This window comes from Bradyrhizobium sp. SZCCT0153 (genome assembly GCF_018129995.1).
Taxonomy (GTDB): domain Bacteria; phylum Pseudomonadota; class Alphaproteobacteria; order Rhizobiales; family Xanthobacteraceae; genus Bradyrhizobium; species Bradyrhizobium japonicum_G.
In genome coordinates this window covers 1,185,184-1,202,664 of the sequence record NZ_JAFCKS010000002.1, presented here as the reverse complement: position 1 = coordinate 1,202,664, position 17,481 = coordinate 1,185,184, and the positions used below count along the sequence as shown (strand labels likewise).

The window sequence follows — 17,481 nt, the reverse complement described above, 5'->3', positions numbered from 1 at the left end:
CCTTGGCAGTTCGTCCTGGCGTGCTCTCAAGGCAGGCCCCGCGATCATTCCTTCACGGCGCCGGTCATCGCCGACACATAGTACTCTACGAAGAAGGAATAAAGGATAACTACGGGGACCGAGCCGGTCAGGGCCGCGGCCATCAGCGCGCCCCAATGGTAGACGTCGCCATTGACGAGCTCGGTGATCGCGCCGACGGGGATGGTCTTGTTCTCGGACGAGGAGATGAAGGTCAGCGCGTAGATGAACTCGTTCCATGACAACGTAAAGGCGAAGATGCCCGCCGAGATCACCCCCGGCAGCGACAGGGGCAGCGTGATCTTGGTCAGGATCTGGAGCCGCGTCGCCCCGTCGATCAGCGCACACTCCTCCAGCTCATAGGGGATGGTGCGGAAATAGCCCATCAGCAGCCAGGTGCAGAACGGGATCAGGAAGGTCGGATAGGTCAGGATCAGCGCCAGATTGCCGTCGAACAGGCCGACCTGGAATACGATCGTCGCCAGCGGAATGAACAGGATCGACGGCGGCACCAGGTAACCGAGGAAGATCGCCAGACCGACGTAGCGCGAACCCTTGTAGCGCAGCCGCTCGATCGCATAGGCCGCGCAGACGCTGGCGAACAGCGAGATGCAGGTCGAGGACACCGAGACGATCACGGTGTTCCACATCCATTGCGGATAGTCGGTTTCGATGAACAGCTTCTTGATGTGCTCAAGCGTCGGATGCACGATCCAGAACGGATTGTACTTCTCGTAGTCGTACATCTCCGCGTCCGGCTTGAACGTCGCGATCGCCATCCAATAGAACGGGAACAGCAGGAAAACCATGATCAGGCCGAGCGGAAGATAGACGCGGAGAAACCTCCGCGGCAGGCTTTCCAAATAGGACATTCCGACCGTTTGGTCGTCTGCGGTGCTCATGATCAGTCCCTTCCGCCCTGCTGCCAGCGGGAGCGCTGAAGTCCGAAGAAGCTCAACAGGATCGCCGCGACCAGGAACGGGATCATCGCATTCGAGATCGCCGCCCCCTCGCCGAGATTGCCGCCGGTGATGGCGCGCTGGAACGACAGCGTCGCCATCAGATGCGTGGCATTGATCGGCCCGCCGCGCGTGATGGTGTAGATGAGCTGGAAGTCGGTGAAGGTCATCAGCACCGAGAACGTCATCACCACCGCGATGATCGGCGACAGCATCGGCAGCGTGATGTGGCGGAAGCGCTGCAAATTGGTGGCGCCGTCGAGATTGGCGGCCTCATAAAGCGAGGGCGAGATGGTCTGGAGCCCGGCAAGCAGCGTGATCGCGACGAAGGGTACGCCGCGCCAGATGTTGGCGACAACCACCGACCAGCGCGCATTCCAGGGATCTCCGAGGAAGTCGATGTAATGCGTGATCAGGCCCGCCTTGATCAGCACCCAGGAGATGATCGAGAACTGGCTGTCGTAGATCCACCAGAACGCGATCGCCGAGAGCACCGTCGGTACCACGAAGGGCAGCAGCACGATTGCCCTGACGATCGACTTGAAAGGCAGCCGCTCGTTGAGCAGCAGCGCCAGGTAAAGTCCGATGGCGAATTTCACGATGCTGGCGGCCACCGTGTAGAAGATGGTGTTGAACACCGACAGCCAGAACACGGAGTCCTTGGCCAGCGAGACGAAGTTTCCGAAGCCGATGAAGCGCCCGACCCCGCCGATCTTGGTATCGGTCATGCCGAGCCAGAGCCCCAGCGCCAGCGGGTAAGCCAGAAACAGCACGAGGATAGCGATAGCCGGCACCATGAACATCGCGCCGAGAAAGTTCCGGCTCTCGAATGCTCTGGTCCACAGGCTGCTGCGCTTGACTTGGGCGACGCCATGCTCGGCCATAACTGCCATCTCGGACTCCTTTCACCGAACGAAGACGGCGGCGTCCAGCGAACTGGACGCCGCCGTCTGTGGCTGATCAGACCTGGTAGTAGCGCTTGGCTCGCTCGGCGGCCCGCGCCGCAGCTTCCTTCGGCGTGACCGAACCGGTCGCCGCTTCAGCGAACATATCAACCACGACGAAGTCGCCCATGACGGCGGCCGAGGCGTAGCCGAGATCGCCGGCATAGCCGTTGTCGCGGCAACGCTTCAGGCAGTCGCGATACGGCGTGATCTTGGGATCGGAGGTCCAGACCGGATTGTCGTTGTAGGCCGGCAGCGGCGGCGAGACATAGCCGTTGGAGGCGACTTCCCAAGCGTCGTAGTTCTCCTTGTCCATCATGAACTTGATGAATTCCTTGACCGCCTTCGGATACTTCGAGTGCTTGTAGCCGTAGTAGACGAGCACGTTCTGCTGCTCGGTCGGCACGCCCACCGGCCCGATCGGCATCGGCGCGTGGTCCATGTCCTTGGCGATCTCTTGCTGCTTCGGATCGGGGGAGTTCTTGCCGACCGTCCAGATCGAGATGCCGTTCAGGGTCAGACTGAGTTCGCCGTTGAGGAACGCCTTGTTGTTATTCGAGTCGTTCCATGACAGCACACCCGGGATAAACGTCGCATAGAGCTGCTTGACGTATTCGAGCGCCGCAATGGTCTCCGGCGAGTCGATCACGACCTCGTTCTTGTCGTTGACGACCTTGCCGCCGAACGCCCATAGCGCCCACTGGCACCAGCCGTTGGCATCGCCGGTGGCATGGCCGAGCGCGAAGCCGGCCGGCGTGTTGTTCTTCTTCAACGCCTGGCAGAGCTTGAGGAAGCCGTCGGTATCCTTCGGGAATTGCTCGAAGCCTGCAGCCTTCATGTGGCTGATGCGGTAGTTCAGGCAGCCGCCGGTCGCGCCCTGGGGAATGGCGATCCAGCTGTTGCCCTTCTTGCCGTAACGCTCGGCAACCGGATACCAGCCGCCATATTTGGCGCCGAGATAGTCGGCGACGTCAGTCATCTCGATCAGCTTTTCCGGGAACTTGAAGGGATCGTCGAGCGTGCCGATGATCAGATCGGGACCAGCGCCGACATTGGCGGCAACCGCGGCCTTCGGCCGGATGTCATCCCAGCTCTCGGCTTCAAGCTTCACCTTGACGCCGGTCTTCTCGGAGAACTTCTTGGTCTGCTCGGCGAACTTGTCGTACTCGGCCTGGATGAACTGCTTCCAGCGCAGCACGCGAATGGAGGCATTCGGCTCCGGCGTGTTGGTCCACTCCGCAGCGCGGACCGGGACGATGCCCGGGCCGGCGAGCAAGGCTGCGCCGCCCAGGCCGGCTTTAAGCACACTTCTCCTGTCGAAATTGCTCATCGTTCTCTCCCTGAATTTTTATGTTTGTATTTGGTCGTTCTTTTAAGTCGCTACACGTCGCTACATGCGCTTGCCTGTCGTCTCGTCGAACAGGTGAACCAGCGACGGGTCGGGCTTCAGCTTGACCTTGTCGCCCGGATTGAACTGGTGACGCTCGCGGAACACCGCGACGACCTGCTCGCCGCCCACCTTGGCGAACACCTGCGTCTCGGAGCCCGTCGGCTCGACCACGATGATCTCGGCATCGGCGCCGTCGTCGGCGATGGTGAAATGCTCGGGCCGCACGCCATAGACGACAGGGCGACCGTCGGACGCCGCCGGCGCGTTCAGGAGCGGCAGCTTGACGCCGTTCGGACCCTCGAAAGTCGCAACGCCGTTGACGCGCACATGACCCTTGAGGAAGTTCATCGCGGGCGAACCGATGAAGCCGGCGACGAACTGGTTCTCGGGCTTGTCGTAGAGCTCGAGCGGGGTGCCCATCTGCTCGACGATGCCGTCATGCATGACGACGATCTTGTCGGCCATGGTCATGGCCTCGATCTGGTCGTGGGTGACGTAGACCGTCGTGGTCTTCAGCCGCTGGTGCAGCTCCTTGATCTCGGTGCGCATCGCGACGCGCAGCTTGGCGTCGAGGTTCGACAGCGGCTCGTCGAACAAGAACACCTGCGGATCGCGCACGATGGCGCGGCCCATCGCGACGCGCTGGCGCTGGCCGCCGGAAAGCTGGCGCGGATAGCGCTCGAGCAGCGGCGACAGCGCCAGGATCTCGGCGGCGCGCTTGACGCGCTTGTTGATCTCGTCGGAGCCCGCGTTGCGCAGCTTCAGCGAGAAACCCATGTTCTCGCCGACGGTCATGTGCGGATAGAGCGCGTAGTTCTGGAACACCATCGCAATATCCCGCTCCTTGGGCTGGATATTGTTGACGACGCGGTCGCCGATCGAGATCGTGCCGGAGGTGATGTTCTCGAGGCCTGCGAGCATGCGCAGAAGCGTCGACTTGCCGCAGCCGGAGGGGCCAACCAGGACGACGAACTGGCCGTCCTCGATCGGAATCGAGACGCCGTGCAGGACTTCAAAATTGCCGAACGATTTCCGCACGTCGCGGATTTGCACAGACGACATCTAGCTCCCTCCTCGAAAGTCCACGACGCCTTTCGCGCCGCGACCGTCTTGTTTTTTCAGACTTCACCGATCGAAGCCCGATCTTAGCGGGCGACATTGTCGGCAGTTTGTGCGGTTTTGGCAATTTGTCTTTGGTTAGTCTGTGCTGGTAGCGCTGTCAACGTTCCTTTGTTTGCGGGAGTGAGTGTGTTATGAGCAACAAATGGGTCGAAAGCGCACCAAGTCAGGCAAAATCCGGCTGGCGGAAGTCGCCGAGCTTGCCGGCGTCAGCCCGATCACGGCGTCCCGTTTCTTCCGCAATCCCGAGGCGCTGTCGGTCGCCAAGCGGACGCGGGTCGAGAGCGCGGCCAAGGAGCTCGGCTATGTGCCGAACCTGGCGGCACGCGCGCTGGCCTCGCAACGCACCGAGGTGATCGGTGTCTTGATTCCGTCACTGACCAACAACGTGTTTTCCGACGTGCTGCGCGGCATCTATGACGCTTCCGAAGGCAGCCCGTACTCGATCCAGCTGTCCAACACACGTTACAGCATTCTCCAGGAAGAAAAGCTGCTGCGCCTGTTTCTTGCGCAGAAGCCGGCCGGGCTGATCGTCACCGGCATCGACCAGACCGCGGAATCCCGCGCGATGCTGGAGGCCGCCGATTGCCCGATCGTGCAGATCATGGAGATCGGGCCTGATCCGGTCGACATGATGATCGGCTTTTCACACTACGATGCAGCGCGCGCGGCGATTGCGCATTTGTTCGCGCAAGGCCACCGCAAGATCGGCTTCGTCGGCGCGCGGATGGATCCGCGGGTGCAGCGGCGGCTGGACGGATATGTCGCGGCCATGAAGGACGCGGGACTGTTCGAACAGCGCCTCGTCGTCACGACTTCGACACCGACCTCGGTGACGCTCGGCGGCGCCCTGTTCACCGATCTCTTGGCGCGGGCGCCCGGCATCGACGCGGTGTTCTGCGCCAATGACGACCTTGCGCTCGGTGTGCTGTTCGAATGCAGGCGCCGGGACATAGCGGTGCCCGAACAGATCGCGATCGTCGGCTTCAACGATCTGGAATTCATGGCATCCGCCGTCCCGACCCTCACCAGCGTACGCACCAACCGCTACGAGATGGGCAGAACGTCCGCCACCATGCTGATCGATGCGATCGAGGGACGGCGTCCCGAGCAGCCGGTGCTCGACCTCGGCTTCAAGGTGATCGAACGGCAAAGCTCGTCATCACGGCGCGCGGACAGCAAGCCGGCCGCGTCCGGAACGGGTGCGGCGAACAAAATGGTAGCGTTACCAAGTAGCCATGACTAGTATCGGATTTGTGAGGAATCGACCCGCCACCGGGCAGGCAGACCATCGCTCGCGCCGTTGGGCATCGCACAAGCCGACACCATAAAACGGACGTCAGTAAAACGGACGTCAGTGCGTTTGCATTGCAGGAGAAACCAATGACAAAAAAGCCAACCAATGGGCATGCCCCCGCCGGCAACGGCGCTCGCCGCCACCTTCGCTCGCAGGAATGGTTCAACAACCCGCATAATCCGGGCATGACCGCGCTCTATATGGAGCGCTATCTGAACTACGGCCTGACCCGAACCGAGCTCCAGTCCGGCAAGCCGATCATCGGCATCGCCCAGACCGGCAACGACCTCTCCCCCTGCAACCGCCACCATATCGAGCTGGCGCACCGCGTCCGCGAAGGCATCCGCGAGGCCGGCGGCATCGCGATGGAATTCCCGACCCATCCGATCCAGGAGACCGGCAAGCGCCCGACCGCGGCGCTCGACCGCAATCTCGCCTATCTCGGCCTGGTCGAGATCCTCTACGGCTATCCGCTCGACGGCGTCGTGCTGACCACCGGCTGCGACAAGACCACGCCGGCCTGCATGATGGCGGCGGCCACCGTCAACCTGCCCGCGATCGTGCTGTCGGGCGGCCCGATGCTGAACGGCTGGCACAATGGCGAGCGCACCGGCTCGGGCACCATCGTCTGGAAGTCGCGCGAGCGCCTCGCCGCCGGCGAGATCGACTACGAAGAGTTCATGGAGATCGTCGCGTCTTCGGCGCCCTCGGTCGGCCATTGCAACACCATGGGCACCGCCTCGACCATGAACGGGCTTGCCGAAGCGCTCGGCTTTTCGCTGCCGGGCTGCGCGGCGATCCCCGCGCCCTACCGCGAACGCGGCCAGATCGCCTATGAGACCGGCAAGCGCGCCGTCGAGATGGTCTGGGAAGACCTCAAGCCGTCGGACATCCTGACCCGCAAGGCGTTCGAGAACTGCATCGTCATCAACTCGGCGATCGGCGGCTCGACCAATGCGCCGATCCACATCAATGCGCTGGCCCGCCACATCGGTGTCGAGCTGTCGATCGACGACTGGCAGAAATTCGGCCACGACGTGCCGCTGCTGGTCAACATGCAGCCGGCCGGCTTCTATCTCGGCGAGGAATTCCACCGCGCCGGCGGCGTGCCGGCGGTGGTGCGCGAGTTGATGAAGCACAAGCGCATCCATGAGGACGCGGTCACCGTCAACGGCCGCGGCATCGGCGAGAACTGCGCCGATGCGCCGAAGCCCGACAACGACGTGATCTGGGCTTACGACAAGCCGCTGGTGAAAGACGCCGGCTTCCTGGTGCTGAAGGGCAATCTGTTCGATTCCGCGATCATGAAGACCAGCGTGATCTCCAAGGAATTCCGCGACCGCTATCTCAACAACCCGAAGGACCTCAACGCCTTCGAAGGCCGCGCCGTCGTGTTCGAGGGTCCCGAGGATTACCACGAGCGGATCGACGATCCCGCGCTCGAGATCGACGAGCGCTGCGTGCTGTTCATCCGCGGCACCGGGCCGATCGGCTATCCCGGCGGCGCCGAGGTCGTGAACATGCAGCCGCCGGCGGCGCTGATCAAACGCGGCATCCTGTCCCTGCCCTGCATCGGCGACGGACGCCAGTCCGGCACTTCCGGTTCGCCCTCAATCCTGAACGCTTCGCCGGAAGCCGCCGCCAATGGCGGGCTTGCGATCCTCAGGAACGGCGACAAGGTGCGCATCGACCTCAACAAGGGCAGCGCCAACATTCTCATCTCCGACGACGAGGTGAAGAAGCGCCACGCCGAGCTCAAGGCCAGTGGCGGCTTCAAGCATCCGCCGAATCAGACGCCGTGGCAGGAGCTTTATCGCAACACCGTCGGCCAGCAGTCGACCGGCGCCTGCATGGAGCTCGCCACGCGCTACCAGAACGTCGCCGGCACGTTTGGCGTGGCGCGGGATAATCACTAGCACTGTCATTCCGGGGCGCGACGAAGTCGCGAGCCCGGAATCCATCTAGCCATCGAATCCGTCGCATAATGGATTCCGGGCTCGCGCCAAGAGGCGCGCCCCGGATCGACGGCAAGAAATTCAGAGGAGAAAAACAAAATGGCAGACCGCCTCAAGGGAAAACGCGCCGTCGTCACGGCTGCAGCCGCCGGCATCGGGCGCGCATGCGCGATCGCATTCGCGCGTGAAGGCGCCACCGTCATCGCCACCGACATCAACGAGAGCGGCATCGCGAGCCTTGCCAAGGAAGGCATCGCCGAGACGGCAAAACTCGACGTCCGCAACACCGCCGACGTCAACGCCTTCGCCAAGCGCATCGGCAAGGTCGACATCCTGCTCAACGCGGCAGGCTTCGTGCATCACGGCACGATCCTGGAGTGCTCGGAAGAGGATTTTGATTTCTCGTTCGACCTCAACGTCAAGTCGATGCACCGGACCATCCGGGCATTCCTGCCGGACATGCTCGCGGGCGGCGGCGGCAGCATCGTCAACATCTCGTCCTGCGCCGCGCTGCGGCCGCCGGCCAACCGTTACGTCTACAGCGCGTCCAAGGCCGCGGTGTCACTGCTGACGCGCGCGGTCGCGCTCGACTTCATCACCAAGGGCATCCGCTGCAACAGCATCTGCCCGGGCACCGTCGAGACGCCCTCGATGCTCGACCGCGCCGCCGCGCAGGGGCCGCAAGGCAAGGAGATGTTCGTCTCCCGCCAGAAGATGGGCCGGCTCGGCACCGCCGACGAGATCGCGTCCATGGCGGTCTATCTCGGCAGTGACGAAAGCGCCTTCACCACCGGCGTCGACCTCGTCGTCGACGGCGGCTACATGCTCTGACGGTCAAGGGCTCCTCGCATGAACAAGATCGATCTCGACGGCCGCGTCGCCATCGTCACCGGCGGCGCGCAGGGCTTTGGTCGCGCCATCACCCAGCGCTTCGTCGCCTCAGGCGCCAAGGTCGCGATCTGGGATTTCGACTCTGCTCTCGCCGAGAAGACCGCCAAGGAGATCGGCGACAATGTCCGCGTCTTCAAGGTCGACGTCACCGACACCGCAGCCGTCGAGCAGGCCCGCGATGCGACGCTGGCCGCCTTCGGCAAGATCGACATACTGGTCAACAATGCCGGCATCGCCGGCGTCAACAAGCCGGTCTGGGAGACCGATCTCGAGGAGTGGCGGAAAGTCCTGCGCATCAACCTCGACGGCCCCTTCATCTGCTGCAAGGCGATCGTGCCCACAATGCTCAAGCAGAAATACGGGCGCATCGTGAACATCGCCTCGATCGCCGGCAAGGAGGGCAATCCGAACGCCTCGCACTATTCGGCGTCCAAGGCCGGCCTGATCGCGCTGACGAAATCGCTCGGCAAGGAGCTCGCTGCACATGACATTCTGGTGAATGCGGTGACGCCGGCGGCGGCAAAGACCGCGATCTTCGACCAGATGACGCAGCAGCACATCGACTTCATGCTGTCGAAGATTCCCAAAGGCCGCTTTGTTCTGGTGGAAGAGCTCGCCGCGATGGCGGCCTGGCTCGCATCCGAAGATTGTGCCTTCTCCACCGGCGCGGTGTTTGATATTTCCGGGGGACGGGCGACGTACTGAGGCAGTACCGCCCGCAGGGGCGGACCATGCGGCTTGAGCGTCGGGATTTCGTGAAGCTCGCAGCGGGCGCAGCCGCGCTGCCGCTGCTGTCGTCGACGACGCTCGCGCAACTGACGCCCACCCCGCCGAGCATCCGTCCGCCCTCGCCGGCCGAGCGCGGCGCCATGGCTCGGCTCGCGCACAGCTTCATGGACAGATACGGCGTGCCGGCGCTGTCCGTTGCGATCGGCTATGCCGGCACTGTTGTCCATGAGGACGCCTTCGGTCTTGCAGATACCGAGCGGAACGAGGCCGTGACGCCGCGGCAGCTGTTCCGGATCGCCAGCGTCAGCAAGATGATCACCTCGGTCACGATCTTCCGCCTGATCGAGGAGAACCGCCTCAAGCTGACGGATCGCGTGTTCGGCCCGGGCGCGCTGCTCGGCACCGATTGCGGACAGCCGCCCTACTCCGCCGGCATCGACCAGATCACGCTCGAGCATCTCTTGACCCACACCGCCGGCGGCTGGAGCAACGACAACCGTGATCCCATGTTCACCCATCCGCGGATGGACCATGCCGAGCTGATCGCCTGGACGCTCGCCAACCGGCCGCTGGAGCGGACGCCGGGCCAGCATTACGCCTATTCCAATTTCGGCTACTGCGTGCTCGGCCGCGTGATCGAGAAGCTCACCGGCCAGCCCTATGCCGAGCATGTCCGCACCGACGTGCTTGCACGCTGCGGCGCCACCGACATGACGATTGCGGGCAACACCCGCGACCAGCGCCAGGCCGGCGAAGTCGTCTATTACGGTCAGGGCGAAAATCCCTACGGCATGAACGTCCGGCGGATGGATTCCCATGGCGGCTGGATGGCGACGCCGACCGACCTCGTGCAGTTCCTGATGCATGTGGACGGCTATTCTCGGCCGTCGAACATCCTGCGGCCGCGCACCATAGAGGTCATGACCACCGCGCCCAGCTACAGCCCGGACTATGCCAAGGGTTTTTGCGTCAACAAATTCGGCAATTGGTGGCACAATGGCAGCCTGCCGGGCACGAGCACGATTGCCGTGCGCACCCATGGCGGCTTCTGCTGGGCCGCCCTCACCAACACAAGGCGCGGGAATTCCAACATGGATGGCGATCTCGACAACCTCAACTGGAGCATGGCGCGTCAGGTCGCCGAGTGGCGGGTCGCATGATCCGGGAAGGTGGATGCCTGTGCGGCGCGGTGCGGTTCAAAGCGGAGGGCGAGCCGCTCAACGTCCGCATCTGCCATTGCCGCATGTGCCAGAAGGCGATGGGATCGCCCTATTTCGCCCGCGCGCAGTTCGACCAGCGCGCGCTGACGGTCGAGGGCGATACCGGGCGCTATGCGTCGTCCGAGAACATCGACCGCGTGTTCTGCAAGCGCTGCGGCACGCGCCTGTTCTCCTGGCGGCGCAACGGCACGCTGGCGGGCGTTGCGCTCACGACCTTCGACGACCGCAACGCCTTTGCGCCGACCGAGCACATCTGGGTCTCGGAAAAGCTCGCCTGGCTGAAGCTCGACGACGGCCTGACGCAATACCCGGGGACGATCCCGACATAGCTCGCCCCGGCGGGATCGGCAGGCCCGACCGATCATCTGCAGCGTGGCATTTCGGACCTGGCCGCCCTATGTTGAGGTGAAGCGTTGCTGCACCACCGGTTTGGCTGGGACGGCTAACAAGGCCGCGGGCAAACCGGGACGGACGAGCCGTGAACATCTCTTTTTATGACCTGTCGGTGTGGGTGCTGCCGCTGGTGCTCGCCATCACCTTCCACGAGGCCGCGCACGCTTTCGTCGCGAACCGCCTTGGTGACAACACGGCCCGGCAGCTCGGCCGCGTCAGCTTCAATCCGCTGCGCCACATCGACCCGTTCGGCACCCTGATCCTGCCGGCGATGCTGCTGTTCGCGCATTCGCCGTTCCTGTTCGGCTATGCCAAACCGGTGCCGGTCAACTTCCGCAACCTCAACAACCCCAAGCTCGACATGGTCTGGGTGGCGCTGGCCGGGCCGGTCACCAACATCCTGCTGGCGCTCGTCGCGGCTCTGGCCCTGCACGCCCTGCCCTTTGCACCCGCCGGCTCGGCGCAGTGGATTTTCGACAACCTCAAGAACGCGCTGCTGATCAACGCGGTGCTGGCGGTGTTCAACATGATGCCAATCCCGCCGCTCGACGGCGGGCGGGTCGCGGTCGGGCTGCTGCCTCGTCCGCTCGCCTTGCCGCTGGCCCGGCTCGAGCCGTTCGGGATGCTGATCCTGATCGGTCTCCTGATACTGCTGCCGCTGGCGGGCTCCCAGTTCGGTCTAAATCTTGATGTTATTTCAGCAATACTGCGAACGTTGACCGGTTATGTGATTCAGGCTGTTCTCTTCCTGACCGGCAATGCGTAGTTGAACAGCGCCACCCGAACACAAGCCGAAGGGCCCGAGGCCGACTTGGTCAAAGCTGCCGATATGCTGATCGCGCGACGCGCCGATACCCGCGCCCGCGCGGATTTTGCCACCTGGAGGATGATGGCCAAGCTCAACGGGTCTTCCGCGCTGCCTCCGGAGGCGCAGGAGTTTCTCGTCAGCTACAAGAACCTGCTGGCACAGATGGACGAGGGTGATGCCACCGAGGCCACCATCGGCGCGATCTACAAGGCCTATTATGCCGAGATGGGCGGCGCCGGAACCCCGCCCGACGTCCGCATTCGCGCGGCCGAGCCGGCAGCGGACAATGTTACCGCCTTCCGCCGGCCAGCTCCGAAGCCGAAGAAGGCTGCCTTCTTCGCCGCGACGGCATCCGGTGGAACCCAGAAACGGCCGCTCCCGGTGGCGCTGATCTTCGCCTGCCTGGTCGTGGTCTATGTCGGGATCCGGCTCTACTGGCGCTGAGCCGTCTTCTTCTTTTTCTTTGCGTCCGGCGGCGTGAAGATGATGTCGACGGTGCGCTCGAACCGATCTTCGGTCAGCCCGGCAGGCGGCTGCGGGATCGGATCGGACTTGCGGACGATCGAGACCGCGGCAGCATCGTAAGCTGCGTCTCCGGACGATTCCACGACGTCGACCGAAAGGACGTTGCCCCGCCGGTTGATCGCGAAGCTTACCTTCACCTTCTGATTTTTGGGCTCCTTGCCTTCCGGATTGACCTTGTGGGCCGCCAGGTGCGCGCTGATCTTGCGGTTCCAGTCGGCCGTTATCTTCAAGATGTCCTTGCCGATGCCCAGCACGGGCGCCAAGGCCTTCTCGGCTTCGCGCGCGTCCTCATCGAGTGTCTGCCGTGCGGTCGCAACCGACTGCGGCGAAGCCTCCGCAGCGGGAGTTTCGACCGCCGCGATCTTCGGATCCTCGTCCTGCGGCTTCTTCGAGATATTTTCGGTGACGACCCGATCGGGATCGTCGACCTGCTGCGACTGATCCTTTGGCAGCTCGGTTTCCTTGGTCTCGGCCTTCTGCTCGGGAAGCGCCTGCTGCTCCTGCATCGCTTCGCTGTCCGGTCCCGGCGGAAGGTCGGCGTCAGGCGCCTTCGGCGACGCCATCTCGACGGCGAACTCCGCGCCGGCCGCGCCCAGGCCATCGTCGACGTCATCGGTCTTCAGGTGCGCCAGCGCGAGCGCGGCACCGCCCAGATGGAGCGCGAGCGCTGCCACCGCTGCCAAAATCCAAAGCTTCCGGGATGGTCTGGATTCGTCAGACATGGCGGGCCTCTACGGCTGAGCGGCGCCTGCCGCAGGCGCCCCCGGCGCGCCTTCCAGCGCGACCAGCTTGACCCGCGTATAGCCGCCCGAGCGCAGCAGCTCCATGACGCCCATCAACTCCCCATACGGCACCGACTTGTCGGCGCGCAGGAAGACATACTTGTCCTTGCTCATGTCGGACAGGCCGTCGAGGGTGCCGAGCAGCTCGGCCCGGTGGACCGGGTTTTCCCCGATCGCGAGCGTCAAATCGGGCTTGATGCTGAGATAAGTCGGCTTGTCCGGCTTCTTCTGCGGCGTCGCGCTCGATGTCGGCAGATCGATCGGCAGATCGACGGTCGAAAGCGGAGCTGCGACCATGAAGATGATCAGCAGCACCAGGATGACGTCGATGAACGGCGTGACGTTGATGTCATGCGTTTCCGAGAAATCGTCGTCGTCGTCGTTGTCTGCGAGCGAAACGGCCATGGTTCACTCCGCCGCGCGCGAATGCACGCTGCCGTGGCTGCGGTCGAGATCGCGCGAGAGTAGCCGCCCCGCCGCACCCGAGGCACGGCTGACGAGCTCGAGATAGCTCTTCGTCACCCGCGAGAAGTGGTTGTAGATGATGACGGCGGGAATGGCGGCGACCAGACCGATCGCGGTGGCGAGCAGCGCCTCGGCGATACCGGGCGCGACGACGGCGAGGTTCGTGGTCTGCGACTTCGAGATGCCGATGAAGCTGTTCATGATGCCCCACACCGTGCCGAACAGGCCGACGAAGGGCGAGGTCGAGCCGATGGTCGCGAGCACGCCCATGCCGACGCGGATGCGCCGCGCCTCCGCGCGCACGATCTCGGAAAAGCTCGAAGCGGCGCGCTCCTTGATGCCGGCATCGCTGGACAGGCCGGCCGACATCCGCGCCTCGCGCAGCGCCGCCGCCAGAAAGGACGGCAGGATGCCCTCCTTGGCGCCGAGCGCCATCTGCGCTTCCGCGAGCGAGCGCGCTTCCGCGATCTTCTTCAGCGCCGAACGAAGCCTGGTCGAGGCGACCGACAGCTCGATCGACTTGGCTATCAGCACCGTCCAGGTCATCAGCGATGCAAAGGCGAGCCCGATCATCACCGCCTTCACGATGACGTCCGCCGACTGGAACATCACCCAGGGCGACAATTCCTTCATGGCCGGCGCAACGCCGGCCGCCGTATCGGACTTTGCCGCCGCCGGTGCGGTGACCGAGGAAACCGCAGGCGCCGCGGCTGGAGCGGCAACCGGGGCCGGGCTGACCGCAGACGGCTGAGCCGTCGATTGGACGGGTGCCGCGGGCGCTGTTTGTGTCTGGGCAGAAACGGGGGATGCGAGCCAGGCGGCCGCCAGCATCAGAGCTGCGGCAAGGCTTGCTTGGAAGGACATGATCTTCATACTTCGGCCCAGTAGCGAATGAGGTTGTGATAGATACCCGTCAATTTGACCGTTTCGGGATCGTCACGCCCGAGCCGTTCCACCAGCGCCTGAATCGCGGTGTCGAGGTCAAAGATCATGCTCCGGGCTTGATCGTCCCGTATCATGCTCTGAAGCCAGAAGAAAGACGCGACCCGCGTTCCCCTCGTCACCGGGGTGACCAGATGCAGACTGGTCGAGGGATAGAGCACGCAGTCCCCGGCTTGCAACTTGACTTCGTGGGATCCGTAGGTGTCCTCGATCACAAGTTCGCCACCGTCATACTCTTCCGGCTCGGCCAGGAACAGCGTGACCGACAGGTCTGTGCGGATGCGAAGGCCGGTCAGGCGGTCGCCGCGGATCGCATTGTCGACGTGCAGGCCGAAATGGTGGCCGCTGCTGGCCGCATAGCGGTTGAACAGCGGCGGGAAGATCTGCAGCGGTACAGCCGCCGCGACGAAACGTGGATTCGATGTCAGCGCCGTGATGACGCGGTTGCCGAGCTTGCGCGCGACCTCGCTGTCCGGCGGCAATTGCTGGTTGCGCTTGACCATCGCCGACTGCGAGCCGGCGGTGGAGCGTCCGTCCTCCCATTCGCTGGCGTCCATGATGCGGCGGAAATCCGCCACATCATCCTTGCTGAGAACGCCAGACAGGCACGTCAACATGATCAGAACTTCGCCGTCGTGATGAGGTAGAACGCCCGTCCCGGCGCGACCGCGACGAACGGCACCGCGCTGCGATAGAGCGTGTCGTAGTAGAGCTTGTTGGTGAGGTTCTGGGCGTAGAACTTCATGGTCCAGTTCTTGTCGATCTTCTTCTCGACGAACGCATCGAAGCGCCAGTAGCTCGGCAGCTCGTTGCCGGTATTGGCCGCGAACGTGCCGCCATAGACCTTCGAGCGATAGACCGCCTGCCCGCCCAGCTCCCAGCCGTCGTCGAACTTGTATTTGGTCAGCATGCTGAACGACTGATGGGCCACGTTGGCAAGCTGCAGGCCGAGATTTGAGGCAACGCCGCTCTGCGTGACCTTCGATTGCATCAGCACCAGGCCGCCGAAGATGCTCCAGCGGTCGGTGATCTTGCCCTCGGCCTCGATGTCGATGCCTTGGATCCTGTAGGCAGCGCCCGAGGTCAGCAGGCCGCTGACGGTCTCGCGCGCATTGTCCTTCGTGGTCTGGAACAGCGCGGCGCTGACAAGCAGGTGGCGGTCCGCCAGCTCCCATTTGGTGCCGATTTCGGCAGCCTTGTTGCGTTCGGGCCCGAGCAAGATGGTCGAGTTGGCGGGAACACCGCCGTAGTCGGTGCCGGTCGCGTCGAGCTCCGAGCCGAACGGATTGGCCGAGGTCGCGTAGGCTGCATAGAGGCTGCCGATCGACATCGGCTTGTAGACCAGACCGACGTTGTAATTGACGAGATCGCTGCTTTGCTTGAGGTAGGCCGAGTTTGTCGACGAACTCTGGCTGTAGCCGTCGTAGCGCACGCCGCCATTGACGATGATGGTGTCCTGCCAGTTCGCGGTGTCCATGACGTAGACGCTGCTAGTGTTGACGCCGTAGCGCGTCGGATTTCCAACCAGCGACGGCGTGTTGCTGAAGGGAATGTTGGTGTACTGCGGCGAGTAGAGATTGACCCCCGTGACCGCCCCGTTGCTGGTCGAGCCGCCGCCGAACAGTTCGGACGAAAGGCCGGTGTACCGATCGATCGAGATGTTCTCGTTCGTATATTCCACGCCGAACACCGCGGTGTGCTTGACCCCGCCGGTGTCGAGCTTGAACGTGGCCTCGTTCTGGTTGGCCCACACGTCCACGTTCTGGTAGCGGCTCTGTGCGCTCGCTGTCGTGGTCCAGAGCAGCGGATTGGGGCTGGTCGTGTTCGGGTTCTGCGGCAGCGTGCCGATATAATTCAGCAGCGAGTGCTCGCCGCGCACCTTGCTGCTGAGTGTAATGGCCTCGTTGACCTTGTATTCGATCGTCCCGGTACCGAAATCCTGCCGCGCGGTCTGGAAGTCGCGGTTGAGGAAGCCGTACCAGGTGCCGCGCGGAATGCCGGCCGACGTCACCGGGACATTGCCCTGCTTGTAATAGGGCACGCCGAAATCCGGCAGGCCGCTGAGGTCTGTGTGGACGTAGTTCGTCGTGATCTTGATGTCGTTGGTCGGGGTGTACTTGGTCGAGATGAACGAGCCCCAGCGATCATCGGTCACGTAGTTGCGGCCGGCGACGTTGGCGTCCTGGAACAGGCCGCCAACACGCACCGAAAAAGTCGGGTCGATGACCTGGTTGACGTCGAGCGTGACGCGCTTGGTCCGGTCGGTGCCGAACTCGGTGTCCATCCGCTTGAAGTTGACGTCGCCGGCCTGCTTGGTGACGATGTTGATGGCGCCGCCGGCGGTGCCGCGGCCGGCGTAGGACGAGGCCGGGCCACGCAGAATCTCGATCTGCTCGGTGAAGAAGTTTTCGCGGATCGAGACCGCGGGATCGCGGATGCCGTCGATGAAGACGTCGTTGCGCGCATCGAAGCCGCGGATGAAGAAACGGTCGCCGAACGCGTTGCCGCCTTCCCCCGATCCCAGCGTCACGCCGGCGGTCGAGCGCCCGATCTCCTTCAGCGTCGTGGCGTTCTTGTCCTCGAGCACTTCCTTGCTGAGCACGGTGATGGTCTTCGGCGTGTTCAGCATCGGCTCGGGAAACTTGCCGGAGGCCTGGACATGGTCGACCTTGTAGGGCGCCGCCGGATCGGAATACGGATTGCGGTCGACGTCGCCGGCGGGGACGGTGGGAGCGGCCTGCTGCGCCGCCTGCTGACGCTGCGCGGCGCGACGAAGCGCATTGCGTGCGCGGACCTGATCCGGCGTCGGCTTCGAGGCCGTCGGGCGCGGACGCTGAACCGGCGCATCGACCGTGACCGGCGGCAGGTTCGACTGCTGCGCTTCCGCGCCGCTCGACACCGATGCTGCCGCGATCAGACCCGCAACAGCGGAGACCTTCTTGCCGGAAACGCTCGTGAACTTTTCATCGAATGCTGCGACCGAACGCAACGACTTCGGTGCGACCACCTGCCCCATTACCACACGCCCCATATTCCTGTTCGTC

The 17,481-nt window shown here is 63.7% G+C and carries 17 protein-coding genes; 8 read left to right on the top strand and 9 right to left on the bottom strand.

Features of this window, described 5'->3' with window-relative positions; all coding sequences use genetic code 11:
* Nucleotides 1–44: 44 nt before the first annotated feature.
* The 4 genes from JQ572_RS13245 to JQ572_RS13230 form a co-directional block, all read right to left on the bottom strand.
* On the bottom strand, nt 45–920 hold the full coding sequence (locus tag JQ572_RS13245; RefSeq protein ID WP_211383433.1) for a carbohydrate ABC transporter permease: 876 nt from the start codon (nt 918–920) through the stop codon (nt 45–47).
* 2 nt (nt 921–922) lie between these two features.
* Nucleotides 923–1,870, bottom strand: a complete 948-nt coding sequence (locus tag JQ572_RS13240; RefSeq protein WP_211383432.1) for a carbohydrate ABC transporter permease — start codon at nt 1,868–1,870, stop codon at nt 923–925.
* A gap of 67 nt (nt 1,871–1,937) precedes the next feature.
* Nucleotides 1,938–3,251: an ABC transporter substrate-binding protein gene (locus JQ572_RS13235; protein WP_211383431.1), complete on the bottom strand. Its 1,314-nt coding sequence runs from the start codon at nt 3,249–3,251 to the stop codon at nt 1,938–1,940.
* A gap of 60 nt (nt 3,252–3,311) precedes the next feature.
* Complete coding sequence (locus tag JQ572_RS13230; protein ID WP_211383430.1) at nt 3,312–4,373, bottom strand: ABC transporter ATP-binding protein; 1,062 nt, start codon at nt 4,371–4,373, stop codon at nt 3,312–3,314.
* Nucleotides 4,374–4,575: 202 nt separating this feature from the next.
* Between JQ572_RS13230 and gntR the strand changes: the two genes are divergently transcribed.
* From gntR to JQ572_RS13190, 8 genes are all read left to right on the top strand, one after another.
* A complete protein-coding gene (gntR, locus tag JQ572_RS13225; protein WP_211383429.1) occupies nt 4,576–5,676 on the top strand; it encodes an HTH-type transcriptional regulator GntR in 1,101 nt (366 codons plus the stop codon).
* 137 nt (nt 5,677–5,813) lie between these two features.
* Nucleotides 5,814–7,643 (top strand): IlvD/Edd family dehydratase, encoded by a 1,830-nt coding sequence (locus JQ572_RS13220; RefSeq protein ID WP_211383428.1) that lies wholly within the window; start codon nt 5,814–5,816, stop codon nt 7,641–7,643.
* A 138-nt stretch (nt 7,644–7,781) separates the two neighbouring features.
* A complete protein-coding gene (locus JQ572_RS13215; protein ID WP_211383427.1) occupies nt 7,782–8,513 on the top strand; it encodes an SDR family oxidoreductase in 732 nt (243 codons plus the stop codon).
* Between the two features lie 18 nt (nt 8,514–8,531).
* On the top strand, nt 8,532–9,278 hold the full coding sequence (locus JQ572_RS13210; RefSeq protein WP_211383426.1) for an SDR family NAD(P)-dependent oxidoreductase: 747 nt from the start codon (nt 8,532–8,534) through the stop codon (nt 9,276–9,278).
* Nucleotides 9,279–9,304: 26 nt separating this feature from the next.
* Nucleotides 9,305–10,462 carry a serine hydrolase domain-containing protein gene (locus JQ572_RS13205; protein WP_211383425.1) on the top strand — a complete coding sequence of 386 codons (1,158 nt, stop codon included), beginning with the start codon at nt 9,305–9,307 and terminating at the stop codon, nt 10,460–10,462.
* Complete coding sequence (locus JQ572_RS13200; RefSeq protein ID WP_211383424.1) at nt 10,459–10,851, top strand: GFA family protein; 393 nt, start codon at nt 10,459–10,461, stop codon at nt 10,849–10,851. Before JQ572_RS13205 ends, JQ572_RS13200 begins: the two co-directional genes overlap by 4 nt.
* Nucleotides 10,852–11,000: 149 nt before the next feature.
* Nucleotides 11,001–11,681 carry a site-2 protease family protein gene (locus tag JQ572_RS13195; protein ID WP_211383423.1) on the top strand — a complete coding sequence of 227 codons (681 nt, stop codon included), beginning with the start codon at nt 11,001–11,003 and terminating at the stop codon, nt 11,679–11,681.
* A gap of 63 nt (nt 11,682–11,744) precedes the next feature.
* Complete coding sequence (locus tag JQ572_RS13190) at nt 11,745–12,167, top strand: hypothetical protein (protein ID WP_211383561.1); 423 nt, start codon at nt 11,745–11,747, stop codon at nt 12,165–12,167.
* On the opposite strand, the gene JQ572_RS13185 is transcribed toward JQ572_RS13190, so the two are convergent.
* From JQ572_RS13185 to JQ572_RS13165, 5 genes are read right to left on the bottom strand one after another with little or no spacing between them, the layout of a single operon-like run.
* On the bottom strand, nt 12,155–12,970 hold the full coding sequence (locus tag JQ572_RS13185) for an energy transducer TonB family protein (protein WP_211383422.1): 816 nt from the start codon (nt 12,968–12,970) through the stop codon (nt 12,155–12,157). The two genes, JQ572_RS13190 and JQ572_RS13185, sit on opposite strands and share 13 nt — an antisense overlap.
* 9 nt (nt 12,971–12,979) lie before the next feature.
* Nucleotides 12,980–13,435 carry a TonB system transport protein ExbD gene (gene exbD, locus JQ572_RS13180; RefSeq protein WP_211383421.1) on the bottom strand — a complete coding sequence of 152 codons (456 nt, stop codon included), beginning with the start codon at nt 13,433–13,435 and terminating at the stop codon, nt 12,980–12,982.
* Between the two features lie 3 nt (nt 13,436–13,438).
* A complete protein-coding gene (gene exbB / locus JQ572_RS13175) occupies nt 13,439–14,368 on the bottom strand; it encodes a tonB-system energizer ExbB (protein WP_211383420.1) in 930 nt (309 codons plus the stop codon).
* A complete protein-coding gene (locus JQ572_RS13170) occupies nt 14,365–15,054 on the bottom strand; it encodes a Fe2+-dependent dioxygenase (protein WP_211383419.1) in 690 nt (229 codons plus the stop codon). The genes exbB and JQ572_RS13170 overlap by 4 nt, the downstream gene beginning before the upstream one ends.
* Nucleotides 15,055–15,056: 2 nt before the next feature.
* A complete protein-coding gene (locus JQ572_RS13165) occupies nt 15,057–17,453 on the bottom strand; it encodes a TonB-dependent receptor (RefSeq protein WP_211383560.1) in 2,397 nt (798 codons plus the stop codon).
* Nucleotides 17,454–17,481 lie beyond the last annotated feature (28 nt).